Consider the following 25,399-nt stretch of genomic DNA (forward strand, 5'->3'; position numbering starts at 1 on the left):
GTCGATAGAGCAGGCTGTGTAATAGTAAGCTAAATAGTGACTGATTAAGTATTTATAACCAGCCACTAATGATTTCTTAAAAGATTAAATACGGTTTTCCTGCGTTATTAAGTGGAAAAATAATAAAATTCTAGATGCATTTTTATATGTTAATCTGACGCTTCTTGACTGTGTTTTTTTATTAATAAACCTTGTACTTTTTTTGAGGCTTTTACACTAATGGAATCGACATACTTATGTGTAGGGATGGATACTATGTAGCAAATTATTAGTGTTATTAATGATGCTAATGCTGCGGCCTGGCTGTAAGTTAGATCAATGTTTCTCATTAGTGTATAAATGCTTGGGCAGGTAAAGTGCATAATAGGTTGATGCAAAGCGTACACAGAAAAAGAGAGTGTGCCCATATATACCAGTGGCCTCAAAGACATAGCTTTGTTAAGGGAATCATTTTTGATGGCGGACAAAACGACAAGGAATCCACCCAGATTATTATATAAGCTGTAATTATCAATTGTCCTTCCATCTATTTTAATGTTAGTTAACTCATTGAGCCATTGATAAAATGAAGAGGTTGTATGAAAACCGCAAAGATAGATGCCTGTTAAAAATAAAGAAAAAGATGCATACCTGTTAATCTCTGATTTCATATGATAGATCAGCATTCCTGATATAAAAGAAGCATAATATATATCATCCCCTTTCTTTACATTCATCAGAAAAGGAATGATCATGCAAATCAATACAATAAATTTCTTGTATCTTACTTGAGTTATAATGCAGCAAAGAAAACATATTATAGCTGAACCAAAAAATTCAATTTTCATAGTCCATAAAGACCAGTTATAAGGCGAGAAGCCAGAAAAAAATGGCGTGACTGATCCATGATAAACTGCTTCTTTAATAGACGGATTTTTTATATCGTAGTTTTTAGCCCATTGAGCAAGGTCAGATGTATCAACGGATGTGTATTTAAATATCAAAAATGCAATAATAGAAGAGAATAGTGCAACTGGCATAAGACGGAAATATCTTTTCACAAACATTGCAGAAGCATTTTCGATGATGCTTCCTTTTTCAGATATAGCATAAGAAAGTATAAATCCGCTGAGGACAAAGAAAATACCAACAGCTGCTGCTCCAGAATATATGAAAGCAAAAGGAGAGTTATGCAATAAAAGATCAAGGCTTGTTTTTACCTCGCCAATACTACCGGTATGCATAGAGGGAGCAAAGGTAGATGAGAGGTGAGACAGAAAAACCATAAGGCAGGCCATACCTCGGATGCCTTCTATGGCTTCAATCTTGGATTTTTTATTGGCTATCATTTAATAATTCCGTATGAAATTTATCTGGTTTGCAACATAGTAGATCAGACTGTAGCCTGTCAGAAAGATATCTTAAAAAAGCTTCTGCGGAGAGACAACTATCACTCACACCGATTTGAGTAAAAACCGGGTGGTGTATGCGTTTCGCTCTATTTTTACATCAGGAAAAGCTGTTTACAGAACAGACAGGCGAGAAAAGGTCTATTGACTGCCCGTATTATCAGTGCAAAGGCGAATCGACGCGCAGAATCTACTATTTACGGTGGATTTCCATCTTTCTAACAAATCTATCCAGGTTTTGCATTACACTTTGTCCAGAGGTTTGATGGGAATGTGAATTATGTGATCTCCCTTTTCATAGAGGATTTGTGAGGATAAGCTTATAGTTTTTCTGCTACCCATGGGATAGTTGAAGCTGACGGAGATTGGCCTTCTGGTAACGCCATAGAAAAAGATGGCTGCTTAAGCCTCCCAGTCAGAGGAGCAGAAACGTACAGAAAGATAGAGAAAGAAATAAATTTATCGTATCCGGAAACCAAAGATTTTCTCAGAGCAAGAATGATGTATTACGTATCAAAACGTTCTGTAACCCCTTGAAAACTCCAGTTCGTTAACTCCTTATATTCACAGACACGATTACGGTGATTCCTCCCCGATAATCGTGCAGATTTATAAGGCTGAAATCTATGCCTGCGCCAGCAGACAGAGATAAGAACCCTGCCTGCATCTCAAAACCCGCCGGTAAGCGGGTTTTCAGGCTTCGCGATTATGCGGCCATCTGGCGGCACAGTCCTGCGCAGTGATGGCAGGCTTTCGCGCATGCCTGGCAGTGATCGTGCTGGTGCTGGCCACACTCATCGCCACATTTCTGGCAAATCTCTGCACAAAGCTGGCAGAGCGCGGGCGCAAACTCACTCTTCAGCGTCATAAACTGTGCGGCGAGACGGCAGATATTCGCACACTGCATATCCATCCGGATACACTCCCGCATCATCTCCGGATTTTCCTCTTCAAGACATGAAACGGCACAGTTATCACAGGCGGCTGCACAAAGGTAGCAGGCTTCAATGCACTGTTTGTATTGATCCAACATATCTTCTCCTCGGTTAGGGTTACCTGATAAGCCTGGAAAAAATCCCCAATTATGCAAATTGTGAATATGTTAATAACGTTTTCAGCACGGCGCTCATTTTGTGACTGGCACGCGCGCTGAAGAGTAAGCCGCGCGAACATTCATCAATTTGCGCCTGTAATTCACTCAATTTGTCTTATCTGCACAGGCTTTACAAAAACATCAGGCGTATTTGCTTGATCGTTTACGGGAACTGCTATTACTGTATTTATATACAGTAATCATTTTGAGACCATGGATATGGAGCTTTTACACCCGGCGGACATCCGCGCCATCCTTGAATTACCGCTTTATGTCAGCCGCGTTCCCTGCGGTTTTCCGTCGCCGGCTCAGGACTACGTGGAGCAGCGAATCGACCTGAACAGGTTGCTTGTACAGCATCCCAGCGCGACATATTTCATTAAAGTCAGCGGTGACTCAATGATTGAAGGGGGCATCAACGACGGCGATATGCTGGTGGTAGACAGCTCGCTCAAAGCCGGACACGGTGATGTGGTAGTCGCTTCAGTCTGTGGCGAATTTACAGTTAAACAGCTTATGCTGCGCCCGTTTCTGCATCTCAGGCCCATGAATGCGGCGCATGCGATCATTGCAATTGAGGACGCCGATCAGTTTGAAATTTTTGGTGTGGTCAGACATGCCATTAAGACGATAGGCCCCTAGATGTTCGCGCTGGTGGACGTTAACGCGTTCTATGCGTCGTGTGAAAAGATATTCCGGCCGGATCTGAAAGGCGCGCCGGTTGTGGTGCTGAGTAACAACGATGGCTGCGTGATCGCCCGGTCGGCTGAGGCCAGAAAGCTGGGTATCAAAATGGGCGCGCCCTATTTTAAAATGAAAGATGAACTGACGCGTCACAATGTGCGGGTGTTCAGCTCTAATTATGCGCTTTATGCCGATATGAGTGACCGGGTGATGACCACGCTGGAGGAGATGGCGACAGCCGTTGAAATCTACTCGATTGATGAAGCATTTATGGATCTGACCGGGATGCAGCGCTACACATCGCTGGAAACCTATGGCAGAGCGATCCAGCAGCGGATATACCAGGAGATGCACCTGCTCACAGGGGTGGGTATTGCTCAGACTAAAACGCTGGCAAAACTGGCTAACTATGCAGCTAAAAAATGGACCAAAACCGGCGGGGTGGTGGATCTGTCAGATGCAGAACGGCAGCGCAGACTCATGGCACTGGTGCCGGTAGAAGACGTATGGGGAGTGGGCCGGCGTCTCAGTAAAAAACTGAACGCGATGGGCGTGATCACGGCTAAGGATCTGGCTGATCAAAGCACCTGGGTTATCCGTAAGCACTTCAGCGTGGTGCTGGAACGCACGGTCAGAGAGCTGCGTGGTGAATCCTGCCTTGAGCTGGAAGCGTTAGCGCCTGACAAACAGCAGATAGTGTGTTCGCGCTCCTTTGGTTCACGCATCACCGAATATCGTGATATGCGCGAGGCGGTCTGCAATTTTGCAGTACGGGCCGCTGAAAAGCTCAGAGCAGAACGCCAGTATTGCCGGCAGATAGCGGTGTTTATCCGCACCAGCCCGCACGCCGACGATGAGGTATTTTACGGCAATCAGGCGCTGGGCAGGCTGGCTATCCCGACTCACGACAGCCGGGATATTATCCGCGTGGCGACAGACGCGCTGGATCGTATCTGGCTCGAGGGCCGGAGATATATGAAAGCGGGCGTCATGCTGGGCGATTTTTTTAGCCAGGGCGTGGCGCAGCTTAACCTGTTTGATGAGTTCCAGCCGCGCGCAAACAGCGCAGCCCTGATGCAGGTAATGGATAAGGTCAACCAGGAAGGCAGGGGGCAACTGTGGTTTGCAGGGCAGGGGATCGCGAAACCCTGGGCGATGAAGCAGGAAATGTTGTCCCCGTCTTACACGACGCGTTACGCCGATTTGCCGATCGCGAAATAACGTCCCTGTTTCAATTACCCGGCTTTGACATTCAGTTACCCATATCTTCAGGCGTACGCTGGATCACAATTTCCAGCGCGTTGCGGTAGATATCCTGTTTCACAATATCCTGTTCCGCTTCAAGCCGCATGATCAGGGCCAGAATGATATCTTTGTTCGTCACGCGGATCTTGCGTGTGGTCAGTTCAAGCCGGATTTCAGAGATGATCACACGTTCACTCAGATACTGTTCACCGGTAGTTTTAAAGTAGTCGCTGAGCTGAGACTCCGGGGTAGCAAGCTGTTTCATATTAAGCCTCACAAAAAGAGAAATCACACATGTTATTGTCTGGCGGTGGCAAAAGCGTATGCTCTCCGCGCTGCAATAAACTTATACAAGATTTTCGTAGTTGTACAACTCGCGCAGCGCTCTTTTGTGTGGTCGTACGTGTAAATGATATGCATCAAAATAGGCGCGCTATTTTTTGGATCGATCATTTCCTTTATAAGCAGGACGTTAGTGCAGCGCGGAACAAAGCGCACAATCTTCACGCGAACCGCGCTGAAAGAGAAATTTTGTGCGCGGTTGATCCGGCAGAGGCCGGGAGCGGATTTTCACCCATTTTATTTTGCTAAACGCAGCGCGAAATCTGTAAGTCAGGCTACTTTTAATGCTCAGACCAATAATCAACAGAGGTGCGCATGCACTCACAACAGGTCAGTATCAATCTGTACGCTTTGGCGATTCGTAAACTTGCTGCCGCTCACCAGACAGGAAAAGATCTTAGCGACGTAAAACACCAGGTCGATGCGGTTATTCAGACGATGAAAGAGGGGATGACCGTTGATAAAACGGAGCAAATCGAGATGTGGGGTGAGCTGCTGGCGATCCTCGATAACTGTAGCCGCAATACGGCTCATCCTTCATGGATCACCGTTATCAATCACGCGCGTTATCGGGTAAAGAGCAGAAAAAACACTGCAGTACAGTATTACCGGCAAATCAGCGCCTGATAAAACACTGCCGATCGTGACGATCGGCAATAATTTTTCAGCCTGATATCAGGGCTCATCAATACGGGAAACTTTCAGGTGCGCACTGTTGCCTTTGCCATAGACTTTGCCGCTAACGCGGATTTTGTCGGTGGCATCATAGGTTTTACCTTTAAAGGTCTCAGCAGGTGCATCAATACGCACGGTGCCTGAGCTGTCGCGGAACTGATAGCTGTTATCACCGATCTTTTTGAGGATGTACCCTTCAAGGGTTACGTATCCGCCCTGACGGAAATCGCGGATCAGCGACACGCGCGTCTGACCGGTATCTTCTGATCCTTTATAGCCTGCATCTTCTTTATGCTGCGGCGGCGGCGTTTCACCCGCTTCAAATCCCCCTTTTTCAGCGTAAGCGCCAAAGCTCAGACACAGCATCACAGCAGCCCATGTAATTTTATTCATGTCACTCTCCTTGAAATCAATCGACCCGTTAAGCATGGCACAGGTTTCGCCGGGGAGCAGGGGGAGAGCAAAATTAATAGAGCGTCTGAACAAAAGGTATACAGAAGAAGAAAGGAGGCATCGCGTGGGTACATTTGTACAGCAATAAAAAAGCCAGCACCCGGTCTGGCTTTTTTATTGCGCTGAGCAGCCGTCTGATTATGTGCAGACAGTCAGGGCAGCGAAAGCCGGCCACTGATAACCCGATAGCCTGATCCGGCAAAGGCGTCAGCATCAAGCGGCTCTTTTTTGCCTGGGCCAAACCATCGCGGGTTGTGCTCTCCCGCGTAATACCACACTTCCGGTTCCGTTGTGGCTGATTCCACCCAGTAATAGCCTTCCTGCATCGTCTTATCCTCCTGCGAGGACTATAGTTCAGCTGCGCTACGCTTAACAGCACTGCGCGCCATTCTCTACAGAAAAATGTGCCGTCAGTGCTCTTCAGGAGGCGTCAGTTTCTCGCTGAGAAGCACAAAGCCCGCGGATTTAAAGCGCGCCAGAGAGAGAGGTATTGGCTCCATGGGCCGGTAAAAGCCGCGCCCCGCATCCCAGAACCAGACCTCTGGCTCAGTTGTTCTGCTACCCACCCAGTAAAAACCCGTTTCCATTAGTGCTCTCCAGAAATGAATGAAGGCACGCCTTCTTAAATTTCCGCAAAATGATGTATCAGGTAAAGTCGATAATCAATCTTGTTTACCGCTTCGCTTATTTTACAACTTACCTTGTGAGGTGCCGAATATCCTCTGGCTATGCACAACATACGTATCTGCATTAACCAGAATACGGCTCCTGTTCATTATCAGTCTGAATTTCATTACCAGGTGCAGCACAGCAGAAGCCTGTTATCCGGGGGTTAACGTTCAGCCTGCCTGCGCTTTCCGATTAACAGCAATGCCGTGCCAGACAGGCTTCGGCTTTCACTGCCAGGTTTACATTTAACGGCCGAAATCGATTTCACACTTTACACGGAGTCAGGCTAAGTTGTACAGCTCATCAAAGTTGTACAGCTTTGCGCTGGTTGTATAGAAGCGTCTGGTGTTTTAATTCCCGTAACGAAAAGGCGTTGCGTTTTGCTTTAATTTTAAACAAAAGAGAAGGCTCAGGGCTGATTAAGCTGATGATAGGCGAGACAAAATCGGGAGCACTGAAATTATGCGCGTTTGAAATAAAAAGTACGATCTCATCTGACCGCACGAATTGATAAAGCGCAACTTATACGAATGGAGAAATCATGTATAACTTCAGGTGTTATGTATGGCGTTATCAGGCGCCTTTTTATCTGACTGGCCAGGCCCGCTCGGGACTGAAACAGTAAATGAGTTTTACAGCTGTATAATTAACCGCGTAATACGCTGCTGAGTAATAGAAAAAAAACTCCATAGATGAATATAATTCATAGCAGATTTACTGCTGAATATGATTATCCTCTTTTCATGCAAAACAAAATCTATTTCATACAAAGTTGTCAGGACAATGAACCCGGTATTCCTGTTGTTTTTTCTGAAACGAAGAGCGCGTTAATAACCAGATTTATTTCCGCATTCTGAACTGGCTGCCAGCAAAACAGGCGCGGGACGGTAACCGGTAATGGCAGCCTGATCGTTTGCTGTTGCTATCGGGAGTCGCTCCGCTTTACCGCGAACAGAACGACAGCTGCTACACTTACAGATGCCGTGAACAGCGGCGGTGAATGTCAGTGCTGAAACAGAGGCGAGCAGGCTTATGAAAGATGGATATTACTGGGTGAAAGATGGTGAGCGCTACCCGGAGGTATGGTTCTATCAGCGGCAGTTTGGCTGGTTTCGTCCCTGCAGCGCGGTTCCGATGACGCAGCGCACCTTTGAAATGATGAAGTATGTCATCCTCAGCGAGCGGCTTGATGCGCCTGCAAAGCAGCTGCAGGCGCAGTAAATCGTAGTCAGAGATGCGCTTCTGACGGATGCTATCTGATTTCAGGCCATGCGATTGACGGAAATGCATTCAGCATTGGCCGCGCAAAAAGATAGCCCTGAAACTGATTAATACCGGCTGCTTCAAGCCACATCCACTCTTCTGCTTTTTCAACGCCTTCGGCCACTACGGCAATTTCCAGTGAAGCGCAGCATTTAATAATCGCATGCACAATTGCCTGCTTCGGGCCGCTTTTATGAACGTCACTGATAATTTCGCGATCGATTTTTATTTTATCGGGCTGAAATTTTGCCAGCAGAGAGAGTCCGGCAAAGCCGGCACCAAAATCATCCAGCGCCAGACTGATACCGGCAGCCTTTAACTTCCGCACTTCCGCTGTAAATTCATCAGCGCGTGAAATGATTTCATTCTCTGTGACTTCCACCACGATTTGCTCAGGAATGAGACCGCTGGCGTGGATCTCTGCAAGCAAAAAATCTACCGCATGGGGTACGGTCACCAGAGACATCGGCAGCAGATTGATAGTGAGTGTATGCTGCCCCAGCCCGAGCTTGCTGGCGAGATTGAATGCCAGGCTTTTTGACTGAATATCGGCCCGATAAACCGCATCACCACCAAAGGCGGCGAAATACTCTTCCGGCGCACCGCCGGAAGGCGTGCGGATCAGCGCTTCATAGGCAGCAATGCGCCGTGAAAAGGGATCCACAATAGGCTGGAAAGCAAAGCGGCAATCCTGAATGAAATGCTGAAAGTCATTCAGCTCGCGGAGTGCTGTATCATCTTCGACAAACTCCCACGTGTTCGCCGGGGGGATTTCAAAATAGTTCTCTTTTTCACGCGCCTCAACAAAGGTACGCAAAAACTGCAGTGCACGATCGTCGTAGGTCAGCTGATGGCGTGATGTACCTTTATCAAGTACGGCCTGCAGCACGCTGCTTCTGGCGTGCTGACGCAGATCAAACAGCTCCATACCGGTATTACCAAAGCGGCGCGCCGGCGCAAAATCATGCATCAGCTCTACCAGGTTGTGATGACGTGCATCCTGACGAATACGCTCATAAATATGCCTGACAGCGCGATCCGGTCCTTCCAGAAGCTGAAAGAAATGCCGGCCATCAAATAATAAAATGCCGGTTATGCCCGACAGCGCATTTTTGGTGTTTGCGCGGGCCACAATATCTTCAAGAACTCTGACGGGAACATGTTCATCAAGATGACTGCGGTAAAGAATAGTGGTCAGCATGCAATTGTCCTGCCGGAACGTTATTTAAGCCTCTACATTAACCGTCGAACCGGCAAAGATGTCCAGCCCGGAGAGGCTAAATCAGCATAAAATTTACCTATTTATCTGATAAGCGCGGCGGCATAACAGGCGTCAATTCAATTTATCAATCGGACGAAATGAATATGCACTAACGATAAATATTTTCGATTGAATAGATTAACGAAATGCGTATCTTAAACGGCGTTAGCCGGAGGAATAAAATGTTACGCGATTACTTAAAACTGGACGCAGAAGATCGTCTGATTGAGCAGGATACACAGGCTGCGAGGCAGGATCGGGAAGCCACTACCCGCTGGCAGATCACAGACAGCCAGGGCAGGGCAAAAGGAAGCGTCGTGCTGAGCGACAGATTTACTACCCGCCGCTCATGGAACGTGAACTACCGTATTACGCAGACGGATGCATCAGGCCGGGTTGTTATCGATCGCCTGACCGACGTTCTGTAACAGGTAAATACCCTATGCCACACCCGCCCCGTGCGGGTTTTTACCGATCGTCAGCGCGGTAACGCCGGCGCTGCTCAGCCAGCACGCCGATAATCTGCACCTCATGTCTGTCCGTGCGCAGCACAGGATAATCTTCATTAACCGGACGCAATAAAAAATGCTCTTCGTTCTGAGAAGGAGAGTGCACCCGTAACATTCTGACCAGCGCCTGCCCGGCATACAGCGCCAGCACAACCTCACCGGGTGCTGCAGATCGCTGTGGTTCAAATATCAGCAAATCGCCGGGCAGAAAGGCTGGCTGCATGGAATGATCGTTCAGCTGAACGGCGACAGCACTGTCGCTTACCGCATTGTCACAGTAGAGGAAGCGATCCGCTTCCCGCTGCAGCTGCAGGCGGGTCTCATCCAGCCAGCCGGTGACCTGCTGCAGCGTCAGCAGCGGCACAGCCCGCACGCTGCTGTGGCTGCTGACGACCGCAAACGGTTCCCCCTCACCATCAAACAGCCATGCCGCCGGGCACTGGAGCAGCTCTGCCAGCCGGAGCAGGTGTTCGCCGCGCGGCAGCGTCTCATTTTTTTCCCATTGTGAAATGGCTACGTGCGACACCCCGACGTCTGCCGCCAGCTGCTGCTGGGTGAGTTTCAGTATTTTACGGCGAGCGCGAATACGCTGGCCTGGCGTTTCCTGATTCTGCATCTTGACAACTCCTGAAAGATTTACTTAAGTATACTTAAATTAATTGATTAAAGTAAACTTAAAATACACTGACCATATGACTGGCAAGGGGAGGTCAGTGTATTCCGGGCGGAGCCCTTGCCAGTACTGAGAGGTAAGGCATGGAGAGTAGTATGATCACCAGCGTTGGCGCACTGCTTCTCGGCGGTGGTGCAGCCGCGGTGTTCTGGAAACCATTACTGGCCGGCATAGCAACCATCGTAACCAGCAATCGTGCAGGCGGAGAGATTATCACCAGTTACAAAGAGCAGGTGATGTTACTGAAAGAGAGTCATGCGCTGATGCGGCAGGAGAACGATGAGTTGCGCATTCGCCACGATCGCAATCTGCGCCGCATCTCTTCACTGGAGACCGATCTGCGCCTGATAAAAAATGCGCTGGGCATTTTGCTGGCCACAACGGAAACCGATCACAGCGATAAACTTCGCACTCAGATCAATCAACTGATAACCACGCTTGAGGAGAATCGTGATGGTGCAGATAAACAGTGAATTTACGATAAGAAACCACCGGCGTCAGCTACTGCTGGGAGGAATGATGCTGCTGTTATCGCTGATATGCATTGGTATGACGGCCATGTTTATCTACGTCAGCAATGAGGCTAACCAGCGCGTCGAAAATATCCGGGAAGAGTACCGGCAAATCTCTGACCGGCGCGAAGCGCGGGTGGCTGAACTGACGGAGCAGCTGGCAGAACTGCAGCTAAAAATTGACGGAATAGTGGTGCGGGAAAAGGCCAGACCGGCTAAACGCAGCAGCTAGCAGCAGGGAGGCGCTGATGAGTATTACCAGTCAGATCGCAGTATGGCTACGGCAGCGGCGATCGTTAACCCGGAAGAAGGAGAGTACCATGAGTGAACAACAGAGCATTAACCCGGCAGCAGCAGCGGAGCCGCACGATGTGTCCCCGCTGGAGAGTTTTGCCAACGAAACGGCACCGGCCAGTTCTGCTGCGCCGGCGTTAACGGAGGGGAGCGTAGCGGGCGCAGAAGTCACCGCGACAACAGAGGAGAGAGTACCGGCTGATACAGCGGCGCAGCCAGCAGCAGACGATCCGCTGGCGACAACACCGGCCAGCACGGACGCTGCTCCGGCGGTATTACCGGCCCAAAACGCTGAGGAGAAAACGTCACCGGCCGCAGCGGCACTGGATGCCGGGGTAAAGGATTTTGTGCAGGCATTTACGTTTGTTGAACATGGCGTGAGCCAGCTGGGGGAAGCAGCCAAAGCGGAACTGATAACGCTGGCGCGAAAATACCTCTGATGTACAGCCATCTATACTGACAGGGATGTCAGCTTCAGCCGTTCACAGACTTCCGACTATTCTTAGTGCGGCTTCGCTATTATCGACTATCTTTAATCACTCAGACGTTATTTTAACTGGCAAAACAAGCAAAAAGGAAAATAGCATGAGCGATTCAGAAGCGATTAAAACCAAACCTGAGTACCTGCGCGATGTTACCTCACAGCTTAAAGAGATGCGTCACTATGCGCAAACCAACACTGAAACGCTCTCTGCACACTGGCTGGCGTTTGATGCCGGTGAGTACAAAGACAAAGAGTACGCAGGACGTTTTGAGCAGCTGATTAATGAGCAGGGTAAACTGCTGGAGAATATTGATCAGACAATTCAGGATTTAGAGATTGCGGTTAACCATATTGAGCAGGAGAGCTAACCGCATACGGCAGGGTGGCCTAGTCGGCCACCAGCCACATATCCGCCTCATCGAACATCTCTTCGACAATGCGCGCAACGGTCGCTTTATCGTTTTTGCTTAAATCGGTTTCGATCCCGTTGCGCTCCATCGGTTTTACCCGTACTTCAGCCTCCGGAAACACACGCTGCACCCGCTTTTCGAGCTCAGCCTGAATCATTTCGCGCGCGCCGGGCAGGCCTGCGACGTTGCGCTTGTCGTAAATCAGCTCTACAAACATCAGAACCATCCATCAAATAAGGTCAGGGCATCATATTACTGTAAATAAAAACAGTAGCAAGGGGCGCAGGCGGCACAGAAGGGAAAAAAGTGTACGCATCGGTGAATCAGGAAGGGTTGCCTGAAAAAGCAGGGAAAAAAATGAACCTCTGGAAGTGGAAAACCAGCACCACTTCCAGAGGTGGCGCACACGCACCATTCGTTAAGGGACAATCCTTGACGGTTGTCATGGTGCGTAACTTATACAAAAATATTCCTTTGTACAACTATATTTTCTCTGTTGTACAACTTTGCTCGCTGCCGTGCAGCGCTACAGCTCATTCTTTATACAAAACTCTTCCCACGTCATACCCAGTGCCTCAGCGTGCGTCTTCAGATAAGCTTCAATCGCCTCTGCGGCGACCGCCTTATCCGGCTCGGCGAGCTGAATAGAGAACAGAATACCATCCAGTTTTTTCTGGCGGATAAAAGCCGCATAGATACGTTCGGCATGCCAGTCACGCAGTTCACGCAGTGACATATTCGCCGCGCGAGCGTCGCTTTCGCTCAGCTCATCCAGCGCGGCCTGAAAGGTAGGGTGGGCGGTAAAAAACAGGCTGCGTGCCAGGCTATAGTACTCTTCAGGGGTTTTCATGCTCTATTCCGGGTCATTAACTCGGCGCATAGTGTAACGGTAACCTGGCGCGTTGTCAGGCGCGCCGGGTTTTGCTGCAGACCGCTTGCCTTACGCCTGAGAAAAATTATACCGTAGCCGCCATTAACGCGAGGACAGGGAATCAAAATGAAAAAGTGGATCGTGCTGGCCGCCGTCGCACTCAGCGGGTGTGCGCAGATTAACAGCTACAGTGATGCGGTTAAAACCCCGGCGCCGGCCGCGCTGCAGGGCAACTGGCAGACCGCCGGGCCGCAGAGCAAGCTGATCAGCGGCCAGGCGCTGGGCAGCCTGATTATCACCGCCGACGGCGACACGCTGGATTGCCGCCAGTGGCAGCGGGTGATTGCCAAACCGGGCAAGCTGACCCGCCTGAGCGACAACTGGGTCAACGTCAATCGCCAGTCGCGCGTGATGCCGCTGGTGCTGGAAAACGGTGAATTGCAGTATGATGGTCTGCGCCTGCGTAAAGTGGAACAGCCCACCGTAGAGTGCCAGCAGGCGCTGGAAGAGGTAGCGAAGCGGCCCGATGAGGCGGTGATTCAGGATATTGAGCCAGAGCTGATGAAACCGGTCGCGGCACACACCGCGCAGTAACGCAGTAAGAGGCCCTCTCCCGGCGGGAGAGGGCAGGCATTCAGCTCTGCGGCAGCCAGACGTCGCCCTGCTGGCCATAAGCACGCATGACCGACTTCTGTACTGAGGACTGGCTGACCAGCCGCGTCAGCTCATCCATCCGCGCCTGCAGCAGACGCTTCACTTCGCTCTCATTGTCCAGAATATGACGCAGGACCGGACGCAGCTGCTCCTGCAGCTGACCTGACGGCGGCGTGGTTTCCGTACTCTGCGCCAGACGCTCCACCGCACTGACGTAATCCATTTCGTGAGTAATCAAATCATCCCACTCGCCGCGGCTGGCGTGGCGCAGCATGCCGTGGCTGAGGGTGAGGATCTGCTGATAAGCCAGCATCAGGTGCGGTGCAGTAGTCATAACATAGCGTCCTAAAGAGTTAAGATTAAGCGACTTCTTTCCAGGCGTCAGCGATATTGCGCAGCAGCGTTTCAACCTCTTCCAGCGCTGCCACGTCATTGCTGATGTTCGCCTCAACCAGACGGCGGACCATATAGGAGTAAAGGCCGATAAGGTTCAGCGTCAGCTCATCGCCCGACGCCTCATCCAGACCCTGTTTCAGGCCGGCCTCGATAATATTGATCGCTTTTGAGATGGCGCTGCCTTTACCCGCAATGTTGCCATCCTGCATAAACAGACGCGCGCGCACCACGGCGCTGACGGCGCCATCAAACAGCAGCGTCATCAGCTGCGGCTGAGTGGCGCTCATTACGGCGCTCTCAACGCCAATTTTTGCATAGGCCTGCGTGCCATTTGCACCGTACATGGTCACTCCTTATTTTTTCGAGCTGCTGGTCATGCTGTCAAACTGCTGCGTCAGATAGTCGCTGGTGCTGTTGAGCTTGCTGACGGCGAGATCCAGCTGGGTAAACTGGGTTTTATAACGCGCAATCTGATCGTTGATGCGCGTGTTCATGTCGTTATATTTCTGCGTCAGCTCATTCAGCGTTTTGCTGACGCCATCTTTGGCGGTCTGGATCGGACCTTTGGTGGCGAGCCAGCTGGTAAGGTTTTCAGCGAGGCGCGTGGTGATGCCGGTTTTTTTGCCGTCACCAATAATCATCTCTTTAATGCCGTCCGGATCTTTCGCCAGCTCGGTTTTCAGCTTGCTGTCATCCAGCGTGAGCTTGCCGGAGGTGGGATCGGAGGTAATGCCAATCTGCGCCAGCGTTTTATAGGCGGAGCTGCTGGCGGAGTTGGTCAGCAGCCCCTTAATCTGCGTCTGAATGCTGCGCAGGGTGCTGTCACCGACCAGCGCGCCATTGCTGCTGTCCTGCGCGTCAGCCCCTTTTTCCACCGCGGTGTATTTGGTCAGCGTACTGAACTGATCGAGCAGCGTGTTATAAGCGTTAACAAAGTTGGTTACCGCAGTGGTGGCTTTTGATGTGTCCTGCGCCACGGTAAGCGTCTGGTTGCCGCTGGTGGTCGCGGTCAGATTCAGGGTGATCCCTTCCAGCGCGTCGCTGATGCTGTTGCTGCTATTGGTAATCGGAATATTGTTCACGGTGAGCTGCGCATTCTGCGCCGCGACGCTGACGCTGAGCTTGTTGTTCGCTGCGATATCATTTTCATCAAAGCCGACCACTGCCTGCAGCGTGTCGTCGCCGCTGACGCTGACCGCCGAGACGGCGTTCGCCTCACCGGTTTTGGTGGCGGTCAGCGACAGGCGGTACTCGCCTTCGTTGCTCTTAATAATGCTGGCAGAGACGCCGGCGTTCGCTTTATTGATCGCATCGCGCATGCCGGTCAGCGAGGTCTGGTCGCTGGTGAGCGCAATATCTTTGCTGCTGCCGTCGGCAAGCTTAATGGTCAGGGTGCGGCTGGCGGCGCTGTCGCCGAGCGCGCTGCTGTTGCTGCTCTGCGCCGCGGAGGTCAGCGTCTGCGCCTGCGCCAGCTGCGTCACGTTGATACTGTATTTACCTGCCACCACGCTGCCCGACGTCGTGGCGCTGAACGCCGTGCTGCTGCTGGTTGCGGTGGTGGCGCTGAAGACATCGGCGCTGTTAAGCGCGCTGTTGGCGGTCTGGAACGCGGTCAGCGCGCTCGAGAGCGTGCCGTAGGCGCTAAGCTTTGCGGTATAGGCGCTCTGCTGGGTGGTAATCGGCTTTAAGCTCGCTTTTTCTGCAGTAGTTAAGCTATCGAGAATATCGCCAAGCTGCAGGCCTGAGCCGACGCCGAGGGAAGAGATGCTGGCCATGTAGTGTCCTTTTCCTGTCGCTGCAAAGAGTGAATAGCGCAATTATCGGCGTCAACGCGGCAAAGTTTAGAATTAATAACCGGTGAGTGATAAACGGAATAGAGGGGCGTAAAGGAGGTAATTCGGACGGTAAAAAAAAGGTTAAGCGGGGCTAAAGAAGCGCAAGCGGGTGGCGATAACCAGAAGCATGGCAGGTGAAGCGAAAAAAATTCACCCGGTCCTAAAAAAAATCTAAAGGTTGTTCAGGGGCAGACGATAACAACTTTGACGGCGATGAAGCCGACGGGTTGAAGCCCACACCTTAACCGAAAGACTTGATTAAACAGGAAACTTTATCATGGCCCAGGTCATTAACACTAACAGCCTCTCGCTGATCACTCAGAACAACATCAACAAAAACCAGTCTGCTCTCTCTACCTCTATGGAGCGTCTGTCATCTGGTCTGCGTATCAATAGCGCGAAAGATGACGCGGCAGGCCAGGCTATCGCTAACCGTTTCACGTCTAACATCAAAGGCCTGACTCAGGCAGCCCGTAACGCCAACGACGGTATCTCAGCTGCGCAGACCACTGAAGGCGCGCTGTCTGAAATCAACAACAACTTACAGCGTGTACGTGAACTGACCGTACAGGCGCAGAACGGCACCAACTCAAACTCAGACCTCTCTTCAATCCAGGACGAAATCAAATCCCGTCTGGGCGAAATTGACCGCGTATCTGGTCAGACCCAGTTCAACGGCGTAAACGTGCTGGCGAAAGATGGCAGCATGAAGATTCAGGTTGGCGCGAACGATGGCGAAACTATCTCTATCGACCTGAAAAAAATCGACTCATCCACTCTGGGCCTGAGCGGTTTCTCTGTATCAAACAACAAGCTGGAAACAAGTGCACCAATCACTCAGATCCCAAGCGGTAATGGTGCACCAATCGCAGTGAAGATGGATGCTTCAGTAGCAACTGACCTGGGTGTAACTGATGCCAGCGCGCTCACCCTGCGCAACGTCACTAAAGAGGGCGCAGCGACTTCAACATACGTTGTACAGAATGGTGATAAGAGCTATGCGGCTTCTGTTGCTCAGGACGGTACCGTTAAGCTGAACAAAGCTGACGTCACTTATAATGACAAAGCGAACGGCGTTGCCGACGCTACTCAGACCGGCAGCCTGGTACAGGTTGGTGCTGATAAAGATGGTAACGCGGTTGGTTTCGTTACCGTGCAGGGCAAAAACTTTGCCGCAACCGGTTCACTGGTAAACGCTAACGGTGCAGATAACACTGAAGATGCTACCAAAGTCACTATTGATGGTGGTACTGGTAACCAGGCTAAAATCGAGCTGAGCCAGAACGGAACAACTGCGGCAACGGCTGAATTCGCCGGTGCGGCAAGCAACGATCCGCTGGCGCTGCTGGACAAAGCTATCTCATCTGTAGATAAATTCCGTTCAAGCCTGGGTGCGGTGCAGAACCGTCTGAACTCTGCTATCACCAACCTGAACAACACCACTACTAACCTGACCTCAGCTCAGTCCCGTATCCAGGATGCGGACTACGCAACTGAAGTGTCAAACATGTCTAAAGCGCAGATCGTTCAGCAGGCGGGTAACTCCGTGCTGGGCAAAGCGAACCAGGTTCCACAGCAGGTTCTCTCTCTGCTGCAGGGCTAATCGCTCACCGCGTAAGCGTCAAAACCCCGCTCCGGCGGGGTTTTTTTTTGCGTATAAAACCGCAGCTGTCTGCTACAGCCTGCCGCCGCGCGGCCGATAATCTGTTACAGAACCATTCCGCTATAGGTCACGTTTTCCACTCAGGGAGGGGCGATGCGCTTCAACTACGATCTGTTACCGGGTGAGCTGCTCTCGTTTGATGAGATCGCGCTGCGTTATGCGCAGCAGCATCCCGGCGAAAAGGCGCTCACTGCACGCGGCCTGCTGAGCCCCTCGGCGAGCTATCGCCATCTGGTGATCCGCGCGCTGTTTGCGCAGCAGGAGCTGAACAGTCCGCTCGACGAGCTGCTGTTTATCAGCGATGACAACGAACGCAAAAACTATCTGCGCCGCTTTGAGCACTACCTGAAGACGCAGCAGGCATTTCTCTATTTTCGCCGCAGCGACGACGCCAGCCAGGCCGGGCGCTGGAAAGTGATGGGCGAGAGCCGGGTCTATGCGATGCTCGATCCGCACTCGGCGGCGGCGCAGAACCTGCTCACCAGCCGGGGCTACCGGCTGGTGCTGATGCGTCAGCAGGAGGAGGAGGCGTACTGGCAGCTGTTTGACGCGCAGGCGCACCCCTGTTTTCCCCTGTCGCGCGCGGTGCAGTTTATCGTGGTGCTGAGTACGCCGCAGCAGCCGGCGCCTGCCGCCGTGATGCCCGGCACCGAAGTCGGGCGGCGGGTGAAAACCCGCGTGCTGCAGCACGCCAGCCAGGCGGCGTTTCTGGCGGCGGTGAAAGCGCGCTACGGCGCCTGCGTCATCACCGGCACGCCGCTTACTGAACCACACGGCTGGCCGTGGGTGGAGGCGTGCCATATCAACACCGACGAGAGCGAGGCGGGGCTGCTGGCGGATAACAGCGTCGACAATGGCCTGTTTTTACGCAGCGATCTGCAGCGCCTGTTCCGCAATAAACTGATTAGCATTGATGGTGAAACCGGGCAGGTGATGCTCAGCGCGGCGCTGGAGAGTGAAGCGGAAGACGGCTTCGCTTATCAGCCGCTGGCGGGCAAAATCTGCGCACTGTGGTGCGCGGTGCCGCCTGCCACAAGGCAGCGTTTACAGCAGCGCAACAGGTAACGTCCGCAACGGCGGTGTCCGTCACCGCCATCCATCACTAATTTGAAATAACCTCGCTTTTGCCCGCCTATTCTGCCAATCGAAACCGCTACAGAATTGGATAATCATGCCGATAACTTAATTAACGCAGGGTAGTCAACGTGAACGATCTCTATACCGCCGGCGGCGTGATGGATAAACATTCGCTCTGGCAGCGCTACGTTCCCCTCGTGCGGCATGAAGCGCTGCGTCTGCAGGTGCGCCTGCCGGCCAGCGTGGAGCTTGATGATCTGCTGCAGGCGGGGGGCATCGGGTTGCTGAATGCCGTGGAGCGCTACGACGCGCTGCAGGGCACCGCCTTTACCACCTATGCCGTGCAGCGTATTCGCGGCGCCATGCTGGACGAACTGCGCAGCCGCGACTGGGCGCCGCGCAGCGTGCGGCGCAACGCGCGTGAGGTAGCCGGTGCCATGCACCAGGTGGAGCAGGCGCTCGGACGCTCAGCCTCGGAGCAGGAGGTGGCGCAGCAACTGAACGTGTCGCTGGAGGAGTACCGGCAGATCCTGCTGGATACCAATAATAGCCAGCTCTTCTCTTATGACGAGTATCGGGAAGAGCACGGTGACAGCGCGGAGCTGGTGACAGAGGGCCATGAAGAGGCAAACCCGCTGCATCAGCTGATGGAAGGGAATCTGCGTGAGCGCGTGATTGACGCAATCGAGGCGTTGCCCGAACGCGAAAAGCTCGTGCTCACACTGTACTACCAGGAAGAACTGAACCTGAAAGAGATTGGCGCGGTGCTGGAAGTGGGGGAATCCCGCGTCAGTCAGCTGCACAGTCAGGCGATCAAACGCCTGCGTGCCCGGTTAGCGGGAGCGCGCTGACAGACTCAGTCCTGGGGAAACAAAAATAAAAAAACCGGGGACTCAGCAATGGGAGCCAAAATTAAAGTCAGGCCGTTAAGTCGTTATCTTAAAGACTATAAACATAGCCAAAGCAACTGTTCACACTGTGGCAAGGTATTAGATCGTATGGCGCTGGTATTTCGTGGCCAGATCATTAATAAAGAGGCGATAGCCCGTATGGACCAGATGATTGACGATCAGGTCTGGATGAAGCTGCAGCCCGAACTGACAGCGCTATGCCGTTTCTGCAGCGATATTTTTTGTAATACCCATCCGAACTACTTCGACATCATGGCGTTTAAACAATATCTGTTTGAACAGACCGAGATGAACCACAGTACGATTCGGGAATATGTGGTGCGCCTGCGTCGACTTGATGACATGCTGAAAGCGAGAAATTTCCCGGCAGAAAATCTATCCGGCAATAGCTGGCATGAGTGTCTGCAGCACGATCTGCCCGATGCCGGTAATAACAACTACCGTATTGCACTGCGCAAATACGATCAGTTCCTCGGCTGGCAGCGCGGCTGATCAATAATTGATGTCCGTTGCGGTGATCTGTGCCGCAACGGGCAGCTGTTATCCCTCAATTCCGGATGCGCCTCATCGCATCTTCTGCAACACTACAGGGAAATCTGCATACTGCCCTGGAGGCTGCATTGTCCCTACATCTTCTGCATCAGTTCCCGCGTCTTGAGCTGCTTGGCGCACCTACGCCGCTGGAGCATCTGCCGCGTCTTTCCGATTACCTTGGCCGCGATATTTTTATCAAACGTGATGACGTTATGCCGGTGGCGCTGGGCGGCAACAAACTGCGCAAGCTGGAGTTTCTGGCCGCAGACGCGCTGCGTCAGGGCGCGGATGTGCTGCTGACGGCGGGTGCGATTCAGTCCAACCACGTGCGCCAGACGGCCGCAGTGGCGGCGCGGCTCGGCCTGAAATGCGTGGCGCTGCTGGAAAACCCGATTGCCACCACGGCTGAAAATTATCTCTCTAATGGCAACCGCCTGCTGCTTGACCTGATGGATGTGGAGATTGAGAGTGTGGCAGCGCTGGATAATCCGCCGCAGCAGCTCAGCGACGCCGCAGAGCGTCTCGAAGCGCAGGGGTATCGCCCTTATATCGTGCCGGTTGGCGGCTCAAATGCGCTGGGTGCACTGGGCTATGTAGAGTGTGCCCAGGAGATCGCTCATCAGAGCGAGGGCGTGGTGGATTTCGCTGCGGTGGTGGTGGCCTCCGGTAGCGCCGGTACGCATGCCGGTCTGGCAGTAGGGCTGGAGCAACTCTTACCGGAAAGTGAGCTGATTGGCGTGACAGTGTCACGTAGTGTGACCGCGCAGCTGCCGGTGGTAGAGCGTCTGCGCAGCGCGCTGGCTGAGCAGCTTGAGCTGCAGCCGCAGGCGGCGATCACGCTCTGGGATGACTACTACGCGCCGCGCTATGGTGAACCTAACGAAGAGGGCATGGAAGCGGTGCGGCTGCTGGCACGACTGGAGGGCATCATGCTGGATCCGGTCTATACCGGCAAAGCGATGGCCGGTCTGATTGACGGTATCAGCCAGAAGCGCTTCCGGCGTGAAGGGCCGCTGCTGTTTGTGCATACCGGCGGCGCACCGGCGTTATTTGCTTATCATCCTTCGGTATGAGACAGGCTGACGAAACGCTTTATAATCGCTGCCACAGACAGGCGTAACGTCACCGCAGACGTGTAATTTCTGTGGCGCTGATAATAAGACTACGCTATCTGTTACAGGGTGCGTCACGCGACGCACCTGCACTGACACACACAACAGATAATAACGGGGTAAACATGGCTTTCTCTCTGATTCGTCGCCCGCTGGCGATGGGAATGATGGCGGTGGCGCTGCTCGCAGGCATCAACGCTAAAACCTTTGCCGCTGAAGATTTGCTGGCACAGATCAAAAATAAAGGCGAACTGCGCGTGGGCCTTGAAGGCACCTATCCGCCGTTCAGTTTCCAGGACGAGCGCGGCAAGCTGACCGGCTTTGAGGTGGAGTTTGCGCAGGAGCTGGCACAGCATCTCGGCGTAAAAGCAGCGCTGAAGCCGACCAAGTGGGACGGCATGCTGGCGTCGCTCGATTCGAAACGTATTGATGTCGCGATAAACCAGGTCACTATTTCCGATGAGCGTAAAAAGAAGTATGACTTCTCCACGCCGTATACCATCTCAGGCGTGCAGGCGCTGACGCTGAAGAAAAACGCCGGCACCATTACCAAACCTGAAGATCTGGCAGGGAAAAAAGTAGGGGTGGGCCTCGGCTCCAACTATGAACAGTGGCTGCGTGATAACGTCAAAGGCGTGGATATCCGCACCTATGATGATGATCCGACAAAATATCAGGATCTGCGCTCCGGCCGTCTGAATGCCATTCTGGTTGATCGCCTGGCCGCGCTCGATCTGGTGAAGAAAACCGGTGACACCATGGCCGTAGCGGGTCCGGCGTTCTCGCGTCTGGAAGCGGGCGTGGCGGTGCGTAAGGGCAACGACGATCTGCTGAAAGCGATCGATCAGGCGATTGCAGAGATGCAGAAAGATGGCTCGCTGAAAAAACTCTCTGACAAATGGTTTGGCACGGACGTGACCAAATAATGCTGGAGAGCGTACATCTGGTGCTGGATTCAGCACCTTTTTTACTGAAAGGGGCACTGTTTACGCTGCAGCTCAGCATCGGCGGGATGTTTTTTGGTCTGCTGCTGGGCTTTATTCTTGCCCTGATGCGCCTGTCCCGCTTCTGGCCGGTGAACTGGCTGGCGCGCATCTATGTCTCGGTTTTCCGCGGCACGCCGCTGATCGCCCAGCTGTTTATGATCTACTACGGGCTGCCACAGTTTGGCATCGAACTCGATCCCATTCCCTCCGCGATGATTGGTCTGTCGCTGAATACGGCGGCCTATGCGTCAGAGTCACTGCGCGGCGCAATCGCCTCGATTGAACGCGGACAGTGGGAAGCGGCGGCCAGCATTGGCATGACCCCGTGGCAGACGCTGCGCCGGGTGATCCTGCCGCAGGCGGCCCGCACAGCGCTGCCACCGCTGGGCAACAGCTTTATCAGTCTGGTTAAAGACACCTCGCTGGCGGCTACCATCCAGGTACCGGAGCTGTTTCGTCAGGCGCAGTTAATCACCTCACGCACGCTGGAAGTCTTCACCATGTATCTGGCCGCTTCGCTGATCTACTGGATCATGGCGACCGTGCTCTCCGCGCTGCAAAACCGGCTTGAAGCGCACGTCAATCGTCAGGATCAGGAGGATAAATGAGTGCAATTGAAGTCCGCCAGCTGGTGAAAAAATTTCACGGGCAGACGGTGCTGCACGGCATCGATCTCGACGTGGCTGCCGGAGAAGTCGTGGCTATCATCGGCCCCAGCGGTTCGGGAAAAACCACGCTGCTGCGCAGTATCAATCTGCTGGAGGTGCCGGATCAGGGAACCGTGACGGTAGGCGGCATCACCATCGACGCCAGCCTGAGCCTTAACAAACAGAAAGAGAAGGTGCGTCAGCTGCGCCAGCAGGTGGGGTTTGTGTTTCAGAACTTCAATCTGTTCCCGCATCGATCGGTACTGGAAAACATCATTGAAGGGCCGGTGATCGTTAAAGGCGAGCCGAAAGCAGAGGCTGAGGCGCGGGCACGTAAGCTGCTGGAGAAGGTCGGACTGACGGGTAAAGAGACAAGCTTTCCCCGCCGGCTTTCCGGCGGGCAGCAGCAGCGCGTGGCGATTGCCCGCGCGCTGGCAATGCGCCCGGAGGTGATTCTGTTTGATGAGCCGACGTCCGCACTCGACCCGGAGCTGGTAGGAGAGGTGCTTAATACCATTCGCGCCCTGGCGCAGGAGAAACGCACCATGGTGATCGTCACGCATGAGATGAGTTTTGCGCGTGACGTGGCCGATCGCGCGATCTTCATGGACCAGGGGCGCATTGTGGAGCAGGGGGAAGCCAGAACCCTATTCAGCAATCCGCAGCAGGCGCGTACCCGGCAGTTCCTTGATAAATTTCTTAATCAGTAATATTCAGGGCCGGTTCGCTGGCCCTTATTTATTATGGTGCTATCATATCCCTTCGCGTTTCTCTTATCCTTTTGGTGCATAGCCATATCATTATCTTATTGCTAAATTATTAACTGGCTTCTCTGTTTGCAGATTGCTCTTAATTAAATAGCAGCTTTTCTTACTGATTATTTTCCCTGCATCACAGTTTATATCTTCCTGCGCGGCCTGCTGCATATGTAAATGCATTTTAATTAACGTAAAGTCCTGTTACATCAGGGCCAGTAAAGACAATTTAGGACTTTCGCCAGATACACTCGCTGCAGTGCTGTTGAATAATCGTTTAATAACCATAACTCGCAAATTGATTATTACTGCGTTTACCTCTTACAGACCTACACAGCTTTAGGAGTCAACCTGATGAAAGATAACGGGAAAAATGATATAGGCTGGATAAATACGCTAAAGGGCGCCTGTATTTTGCTGGTGGTTCTCTATCACACCGTATTACCGGGATTTGAAACAACGATAAAATATTTGAGCGCCGGATGGTTTCCGGCAGAAATATGGGTACAGTTTAATACGGTACTGTCGCCATTACGTATGCCGGCATTCTTTTTTGTTTCCGGCCTGCTGGCAACCAACGGCATTTTGAATCGTTCATGGAAACAGGTCTTTACCAGCCGAATTACCAATCTGTTTTATCTCTATATTTTGTGGGGCTTTATTCAGTGGTGGTCAATTGTCGGGATTTCAACAGAAATCACCGGGCAACGCATCTCACAAAATCTTAATGCGGCTTACGCCGGCTCGCTGCTGGAGTTTCTCAAGCTGACGTTTATGGCGATGAGTACCTCCTGGTACCTGTATGGTCTGGCGATCTATTTCCTGTGCGCAAAAATTTTCCACCGGCAGAAAATGGCGCTGCTGATTGTGGCTGTCGTGCTGAATTATCTGGCAGTGGAAAAAATCATTCCGTACTGGGGCCCGCAGAGCGTCGCGCAATATTTTCTGTTCTTCCTGCTGGGCGCGTTCTGGAGCCCGGTGATGTTGCGCCTGAGCGAACTGCGCCGTGAAAACCTGCTGCCGTGGGCGGCGCTGGCGGTGCTGACCGGCCTCCACGTAATTATGGGTCTGGATAAGAGCCTGTTTATGTGTGTGATTGCTGTTCTGGTGAGCGTGGCGGCCTGCCGCTGGCTTAATCAGCATTTCAGTATGTGTTTTTTCAACTGGGTCGGGCGCAATACGCTGCAGATTTACGTTATTCACCGCATCTTTATTGAGTTTTTCGGCATGTCGGCGATTCTGTTTGCCCAGCGCCATCATCTGTTTGAGCAGGCGTGGTTCTCCGTGCTGTGGGCCTGTTTCTATCCGCTGGCCATCGTCGGGATCTGTTCGCTCTGTTCAGTCGCGGTCTGGTCAGTGACCAACCGCGGGCTGGGTCAGTCGCTGTTCCTGTTCCCGACGCTGATCGGTATGAAGCGTCGCAAAGCAGCGTAGATAAATGCAGGGGCAACGATTTTAACCGCAGGGGACGCATTTATGCGTCCCCTGCGTATTTATGCGCCTGCGCTGGTTTCCGGACAGGGGCAATAATTTTAACCGCAGGGGACGCATTCATGCGTCCCCTGCGTATTTATGCGCCTGCGCTGGTTTCCGGACAGAGGCAACAATTTTAACCGCAGGGGACGCATTCATGCGTCCCTGACGTATTTATGCGCCTGCGCTGGTTTCCGGGCGCCATGAATGGCGCCCCTACAGGGATAACGATGCCATCTGGAGGGGACGCATTCATGCGTCCCTAACGTATTTATACGCCTGCGCTGGTGTCCGGGCGCCATTAATGGCGCCCCTATGGGATAACAATGCAATCTGTAGGGGACGCATTCATGCGTCCCTGGCATATTTATGCGCCGATGGTGATGTTCGGGCGCCATTAATGGCGCCCCTATGGGATAACAATGCAATCTGTAGGGGACGCATTCATGCGTCCCTGGCATATTTATGCGCCGATGGTGATATTCGGGCGCCATTAATGGCGCCCCTATGGGATAACAATGCAATCTGTA

31 protein-coding genes are annotated in these 25,399 nt (G+C 52.4%); 19 read left to right on the forward strand and 12 right to left on the reverse strand.

The window, feature by feature from the left end; genetic code table 11:
• Positions 1-149: 149 nt before the first annotated feature.
• Positions 150-1,328: an acyltransferase family protein gene (locus BBA90_RS10195; RefSeq protein WP_065649027.1), complete on the reverse strand. Its 1,179-nt coding sequence runs from the start codon at positions 1,326-1,328 to the stop codon at positions 150-152.
• A gap of 766 nt (positions 1,329-2,094) precedes the next feature.
• Positions 2,095-2,421 carry a four-helix bundle copper-binding protein gene (locus BBA90_RS10200; RefSeq protein ID WP_065649028.1) on the reverse strand — a complete coding sequence of 109 codons (327 nt, stop codon included), beginning with the start codon at positions 2,419-2,421 and terminating at the stop codon, positions 2,095-2,097.
• 279 nt (positions 2,422-2,700) lie between these two features.
• Here BBA90_RS10200 and umuD point away from each other — a divergent pair, with 279 nt between their 5' ends.
• Positions 2,701-3,123: a translesion error-prone DNA polymerase V autoproteolytic subunit gene (umuD, locus tag BBA90_RS10205; RefSeq protein WP_065649029.1), complete on the forward strand. Its 423-nt coding sequence runs from the start codon at positions 2,701-2,703 to the stop codon at positions 3,121-3,123.
• Positions 3,124-4,386 (forward strand): translesion error-prone DNA polymerase V subunit UmuC, encoded by a 1,263-nt coding sequence (gene umuC / locus BBA90_RS10210; protein WP_065649030.1) that lies wholly within the window; start codon positions 3,124-3,126, stop codon positions 4,384-4,386.
• Positions 4,387-4,417: 31 nt separating this feature from the next.
• Here the strand turns inward: umuC and BBA90_RS10215 are convergent, their stop codons facing one another.
• Positions 4,418-4,675 carry a biofilm development regulator YmgB/AriR family protein gene (locus BBA90_RS10215; protein WP_065649031.1) on the reverse strand — a complete coding sequence of 86 codons (258 nt, stop codon included), beginning with the start codon at positions 4,673-4,675 and terminating at the stop codon, positions 4,418-4,420.
• 392 nt (positions 4,676-5,067) lie between these two features.
• Between BBA90_RS10215 and BBA90_RS19120 the strand changes: the two genes are divergently transcribed.
• Entirely contained in the window at positions 5,068-5,379 is a 312-nt protein-coding gene (locus BBA90_RS19120; RefSeq protein ID WP_139074182.1) for a hypothetical protein, read from the forward strand.
• A gap of 48 nt (positions 5,380-5,427) precedes the next feature.
• On the opposite strand, the gene BBA90_RS10225 is transcribed toward BBA90_RS19120, so the two are convergent.
• Both BBA90_RS10225 and BBA90_RS19325 read right to left on the reverse strand, forming a co-directional pair.
• Entirely contained in the window at positions 5,428-5,820 is a 393-nt protein-coding gene (locus BBA90_RS10225; protein ID WP_065649033.1) for a YgiW/YdeI family stress tolerance OB fold protein, read from the reverse strand.
• Between the two features lie 212 nt (positions 5,821-6,032).
• Entirely contained in the window at positions 6,033-6,206 is a 174-nt protein-coding gene (locus BBA90_RS19325; RefSeq protein ID WP_167350670.1) for a hypothetical protein, read from the reverse strand.
• Positions 6,207-7,581: 1,375 nt separating this feature from the next.
• Between BBA90_RS19325 and BBA90_RS10230 the strand changes: the two genes are divergently transcribed.
• The gene (locus BBA90_RS10230; RefSeq protein WP_065649034.1) at positions 7,582-7,770 is read left to right on the forward strand and encodes a hypothetical protein; all 189 of its coding nucleotides are present in this window, start codon (positions 7,582-7,584) and stop codon (positions 7,768-7,770) included.
• A gap of 31 nt (positions 7,771-7,801) precedes the next feature.
• On the opposite strand, the gene BBA90_RS10235 is transcribed toward BBA90_RS10230, so the two are convergent.
• Positions 7,802-9,013 carry a diguanylate phosphodiesterase gene (locus BBA90_RS10235; protein WP_065649035.1) on the reverse strand — a complete coding sequence of 404 codons (1,212 nt, stop codon included), beginning with the start codon at positions 9,011-9,013 and terminating at the stop codon, positions 7,802-7,804.
• A 242-nt stretch (positions 9,014-9,255) separates the two neighbouring features.
• Here BBA90_RS10235 and BBA90_RS10240 point away from each other — a divergent pair, with 242 nt between their 5' ends.
• Positions 9,256-9,501, forward strand: coding sequence for a hypothetical protein (locus tag BBA90_RS10240; protein ID WP_065649036.1), 246 nt, complete (start codon positions 9,256-9,258; stop codon positions 9,499-9,501).
• A gap of 40 nt (positions 9,502-9,541) precedes the next feature.
• Here the strand turns inward: BBA90_RS10240 and BBA90_RS10245 are convergent, their stop codons facing one another.
• A complete protein-coding gene (locus BBA90_RS10245) occupies positions 9,542-10,198 on the reverse strand; it encodes a helix-turn-helix domain-containing protein (protein WP_065649037.1) in 657 nt (218 codons plus the stop codon).
• Between the two features lie 140 nt (positions 10,199-10,338).
• Here BBA90_RS10245 and BBA90_RS10250 point away from each other — a divergent pair, with 140 nt between their 5' ends.
• The 4 genes from BBA90_RS10250 (at position 10,339) to BBA90_RS10265 (ending at position 11,913) form a co-directional block, all read left to right on the forward strand.
• Entirely contained in the window at positions 10,339-10,728 is a 390-nt protein-coding gene (locus tag BBA90_RS10250; protein WP_065649038.1) for a hypothetical protein, read from the forward strand.
• Positions 10,709-10,999 carry a hypothetical protein gene (locus BBA90_RS10255; protein ID WP_065649039.1) on the forward strand — a complete coding sequence of 97 codons (291 nt, stop codon included), beginning with the start codon at positions 10,709-10,711 and terminating at the stop codon, positions 10,997-10,999. The genes BBA90_RS10250 and BBA90_RS10255 overlap by 20 nt, the downstream gene beginning before the upstream one ends.
• Before the next feature lie 88 nt (positions 11,000-11,087).
• Positions 11,088-11,501 (forward strand): hypothetical protein, encoded by a 414-nt coding sequence (locus BBA90_RS10260; protein WP_065649040.1) that lies wholly within the window; start codon positions 11,088-11,090, stop codon positions 11,499-11,501.
• Between the two features lie 145 nt (positions 11,502-11,646).
• Positions 11,647-11,913 (forward strand): hypothetical protein, encoded by a 267-nt coding sequence (locus BBA90_RS10265; protein ID WP_065649041.1) that lies wholly within the window; start codon positions 11,647-11,649, stop codon positions 11,911-11,913.
• A gap of 19 nt (positions 11,914-11,932) precedes the next feature.
• Here the strand turns inward: BBA90_RS10265 and BBA90_RS10270 are convergent, their stop codons facing one another.
• Both BBA90_RS10270 and BBA90_RS10275 read right to left on the reverse strand, forming a co-directional pair.
• Complete coding sequence (locus BBA90_RS10270) at positions 11,933-12,172, reverse strand: DinI-like family protein (RefSeq protein ID WP_065649042.1); 240 nt, start codon at positions 12,170-12,172, stop codon at positions 11,933-11,935.
• 309 nt (positions 12,173-12,481) lie between these two features.
• Complete coding sequence (locus tag BBA90_RS10275; protein ID WP_039385062.1) at positions 12,482-12,805, reverse strand: DUF6388 family protein; 324 nt, start codon at positions 12,803-12,805, stop codon at positions 12,482-12,484.
• A gap of 147 nt (positions 12,806-12,952) precedes the next feature.
• Between BBA90_RS10275 and yedD the strand changes: the two genes are divergently transcribed.
• Entirely contained in the window at positions 12,953-13,420 is a 468-nt protein-coding gene (gene yedD / locus BBA90_RS10280) for a lipoprotein YedD (RefSeq protein ID WP_065649043.1), read from the forward strand.
• Between the two features lie 40 nt (positions 13,421-13,460).
• Here yedD and fliT read toward each other — a convergent pair whose 3' ends face one another.
• Genes fliT through fliD form a run of 3 tightly spaced genes read right to left on the reverse strand, consistent with a single transcriptional unit; the run spans position 13,461 to position 15,651 of the window.
• On the reverse strand, positions 13,461-13,814 hold the full coding sequence (gene fliT, locus BBA90_RS10285; RefSeq protein ID WP_065649044.1) for a flagella biosynthesis regulatory protein FliT: 354 nt from the start codon (positions 13,812-13,814) through the stop codon (positions 13,461-13,463).
• Between the two features lie 25 nt (positions 13,815-13,839).
• A complete protein-coding gene (fliS, locus tag BBA90_RS10290) occupies positions 13,840-14,220 on the reverse strand; it encodes a flagellar export chaperone FliS (protein WP_065649045.1) in 381 nt (126 codons plus the stop codon).
• Positions 14,221-14,229: 9 nt separating this feature from the next.
• The gene (fliD, locus tag BBA90_RS10295) at positions 14,230-15,651 is read right to left on the reverse strand and encodes a flagellar filament capping protein FliD (protein ID WP_065649046.1); all 1,422 of its coding nucleotides are present in this window, start codon (positions 15,649-15,651) and stop codon (positions 14,230-14,232) included.
• Between the two features lie 337 nt (positions 15,652-15,988).
• Here fliD and BBA90_RS10300 point away from each other — a divergent pair, with 337 nt between their 5' ends.
• The 9 genes from BBA90_RS10300 to BBA90_RS10340 all read left to right on the forward strand — a co-directional run bounded on the left by BBA90_RS10300 (position 15,989) and on the right by BBA90_RS10340 (position 24,830).
• On the forward strand, positions 15,989-17,314 hold the full coding sequence (locus tag BBA90_RS10300; RefSeq protein ID WP_065649047.1) for a FliC/FljB family flagellin: 1,326 nt from the start codon (positions 15,989-15,991) through the stop codon (positions 17,312-17,314).
• A gap of 153 nt (positions 17,315-17,467) precedes the next feature.
• Entirely contained in the window at positions 17,468-18,439 is a 972-nt protein-coding gene (locus BBA90_RS10305) for an HNH endonuclease signature motif containing protein (protein WP_065649048.1), read from the forward strand.
• A 140-nt stretch (positions 18,440-18,579) separates the two neighbouring features.
• Positions 18,580-19,302 carry an RNA polymerase sigma factor FliA gene (locus BBA90_RS10310; protein ID WP_039385048.1) on the forward strand — a complete coding sequence of 241 codons (723 nt, stop codon included), beginning with the start codon at positions 18,580-18,582 and terminating at the stop codon, positions 19,300-19,302.
• Between the two features lie 48 nt (positions 19,303-19,350).
• Positions 19,351-19,854 (forward strand): flagella biosynthesis regulatory protein FliZ, encoded by a 504-nt coding sequence (fliZ, locus tag BBA90_RS10315; RefSeq protein WP_065649049.1) that lies wholly within the window; start codon positions 19,351-19,353, stop codon positions 19,852-19,854.
• 128 nt (positions 19,855-19,982) lie between these two features.
• A complete protein-coding gene (locus BBA90_RS10320; RefSeq protein WP_065649050.1) occupies positions 19,983-20,969 on the forward strand; it encodes a D-cysteine desulfhydrase in 987 nt (328 codons plus the stop codon).
• A gap of 164 nt (positions 20,970-21,133) precedes the next feature.
• Positions 21,134-21,934 carry a cystine ABC transporter substrate-binding protein gene (tcyJ, locus tag BBA90_RS10325; protein ID WP_065649051.1) on the forward strand — a complete coding sequence of 267 codons (801 nt, stop codon included), beginning with the start codon at positions 21,134-21,136 and terminating at the stop codon, positions 21,932-21,934.
• Complete coding sequence (gene tcyL / locus BBA90_RS10330; RefSeq protein WP_065649052.1) at positions 21,934-22,602, forward strand: cystine ABC transporter permease; 669 nt, start codon at positions 21,934-21,936, stop codon at positions 22,600-22,602. The genes tcyJ and tcyL overlap by 1 nt, the downstream gene beginning before the upstream one ends.
• Positions 22,599-23,351: an L-cystine ABC transporter ATP-binding protein TcyN gene (gene tcyN / locus BBA90_RS10335; RefSeq protein WP_065649053.1), complete on the forward strand. Its 753-nt coding sequence runs from the start codon at positions 22,599-22,601 to the stop codon at positions 23,349-23,351. Before tcyL ends, tcyN begins: the two co-directional genes overlap by 4 nt.
• Positions 23,352-23,750: 399 nt before the next feature.
• On the forward strand, positions 23,751-24,830 hold the full coding sequence (locus tag BBA90_RS10340; RefSeq protein ID WP_065649054.1) for an acyltransferase family protein: 1,080 nt from the start codon (positions 23,751-23,753) through the stop codon (positions 24,828-24,830).
• The last annotated feature ends 569 nt before the right edge of the window (positions 24,831-25,399 follow it).

The organism is Pantoea eucrina (assembly GCF_001691555.1).
In the GTDB taxonomy this organism is placed as follows: Bacteria; Pseudomonadota; Gammaproteobacteria; order Enterobacterales; family Enterobacteriaceae; genus Pantoea; species Pantoea borealis.

What these genes read in the sequence shown, in the direction of transcription:
- BBA90_RS10195 (WP_065649027.1), bottom strand. Translation starts at nt 1,328, where the DNA reads ATGATAGCCAATAAAAAATCCAAGATTGAAGCCATAGAAGGCATCCGA.
- BBA90_RS10200 (WP_065649028.1), bottom strand. Translation starts at nt 2,421, where the DNA reads ATGTTGGATCAATACAAACAGTGCATTGAAGCCTGCTACCTTTGTGCA.
- umuD (WP_065649029.1), top strand. Translation starts at nt 2,701, where the DNA reads ATGGAGCTTTTACACCCGGCGGACATCCGCGCCATCCTTGAATTACCG.
- umuC (WP_065649030.1), top strand. Translation starts at nt 3,124, where the DNA reads ATGTTCGCGCTGGTGGACGTTAACGCGTTCTATGCGTCGTGTGAAAAG.
- BBA90_RS10215 (WP_065649031.1), bottom strand. Translation starts at nt 4,675, where the DNA reads ATGAAACAGCTTGCTACCCCGGAGTCTCAGCTCAGCGACTACTTTAAA.
- BBA90_RS19120 (WP_139074182.1), top strand. Translation starts at nt 5,068, where the DNA reads ATGCACTCACAACAGGTCAGTATCAATCTGTACGCTTTGGCGATTCGT.
- BBA90_RS10225 (WP_065649033.1), bottom strand. Translation starts at nt 5,820, where the DNA reads ATGAATAAAATTACATGGGCTGCTGTGATGCTGTGTCTGAGCTTTGGC.
- BBA90_RS19325 (WP_167350670.1), bottom strand. Translation starts at nt 6,206, where the DNA reads ATGCAGGAAGGCTATTACTGGGTGGAATCAGCCACAACGGAACCGGAA.
- BBA90_RS10230 (WP_065649034.1), top strand. Translation starts at nt 7,582, where the DNA reads ATGAAAGATGGATATTACTGGGTGAAAGATGGTGAGCGCTACCCGGAG.
- BBA90_RS10235 (WP_065649035.1), bottom strand. Translation starts at nt 9,013, where the DNA reads ATGCTGACCACTATTCTTTACCGCAGTCATCTTGATGAACATGTTCCC.
- BBA90_RS10240 (WP_065649036.1), top strand. Translation starts at nt 9,256, where the DNA reads ATGTTACGCGATTACTTAAAACTGGACGCAGAAGATCGTCTGATTGAG.
- BBA90_RS10245 (WP_065649037.1), bottom strand. Translation starts at nt 10,198, where the DNA reads ATGCAGAATCAGGAAACGCCAGGCCAGCGTATTCGCGCTCGCCGTAAA.
- BBA90_RS10250 (WP_065649038.1), top strand. Translation starts at nt 10,339, where the DNA reads ATGGAGAGTAGTATGATCACCAGCGTTGGCGCACTGCTTCTCGGCGGT.
- BBA90_RS10255 (WP_065649039.1), top strand. Translation starts at nt 10,709, where the DNA reads ATGGTGCAGATAAACAGTGAATTTACGATAAGAAACCACCGGCGTCAG.
- BBA90_RS10260 (WP_065649040.1), top strand. Translation starts at nt 11,088, where the DNA reads ATGAGTGAACAACAGAGCATTAACCCGGCAGCAGCAGCGGAGCCGCAC.
- BBA90_RS10265 (WP_065649041.1), top strand. Translation starts at nt 11,647, where the DNA reads ATGAGCGATTCAGAAGCGATTAAAACCAAACCTGAGTACCTGCGCGAT.
- BBA90_RS10270 (WP_065649042.1), bottom strand. Translation starts at nt 12,172, where the DNA reads ATGTTTGTAGAGCTGATTTACGACAAGCGCAACGTCGCAGGCCTGCCC.
- BBA90_RS10275 (WP_039385062.1), bottom strand. Translation starts at nt 12,805, where the DNA reads ATGAAAACCCCTGAAGAGTACTATAGCCTGGCACGCAGCCTGTTTTTT.
- yedD (WP_065649043.1), top strand. Translation starts at nt 12,953, where the DNA reads ATGAAAAAGTGGATCGTGCTGGCCGCCGTCGCACTCAGCGGGTGTGCG.
- fliT (WP_065649044.1), bottom strand. Translation starts at nt 13,814, where the DNA reads ATGACTACTGCACCGCACCTGATGCTGGCTTATCAGCAGATCCTCACC.
- fliS (WP_065649045.1), bottom strand. Translation starts at nt 14,220, where the DNA reads ATGTACGGTGCAAATGGCACGCAGGCCTATGCAAAAATTGGCGTTGAG.
- fliD (WP_065649046.1), bottom strand. Translation starts at nt 15,651, where the DNA reads ATGGCCAGCATCTCTTCCCTCGGCGTCGGCTCAGGCCTGCAGCTTGGC.
- BBA90_RS10300 (WP_065649047.1), top strand. Translation starts at nt 15,989, where the DNA reads ATGGCCCAGGTCATTAACACTAACAGCCTCTCGCTGATCACTCAGAAC.
- BBA90_RS10305 (WP_065649048.1), top strand. Translation starts at nt 17,468, where the DNA reads ATGCGCTTCAACTACGATCTGTTACCGGGTGAGCTGCTCTCGTTTGAT.
- fliZ (WP_065649049.1), top strand. Translation starts at nt 19,351, where the DNA reads ATGGGAGCCAAAATTAAAGTCAGGCCGTTAAGTCGTTATCTTAAAGAC.
- tcyJ (WP_065649051.1), top strand. Translation starts at nt 21,134, where the DNA reads ATGGCTTTCTCTCTGATTCGTCGCCCGCTGGCGATGGGAATGATGGCG.
- tcyL (WP_065649052.1), top strand. Translation starts at nt 21,934, where the DNA reads ATGCTGGAGAGCGTACATCTGGTGCTGGATTCAGCACCTTTTTTACTG.
- tcyN (WP_065649053.1), top strand. Translation starts at nt 22,599, where the DNA reads ATGAGTGCAATTGAAGTCCGCCAGCTGGTGAAAAAATTTCACGGGCAG.
- BBA90_RS10340 (WP_065649054.1), top strand. Translation starts at nt 23,751, where the DNA reads ATGAAAGATAACGGGAAAAATGATATAGGCTGGATAAATACGCTAAAG.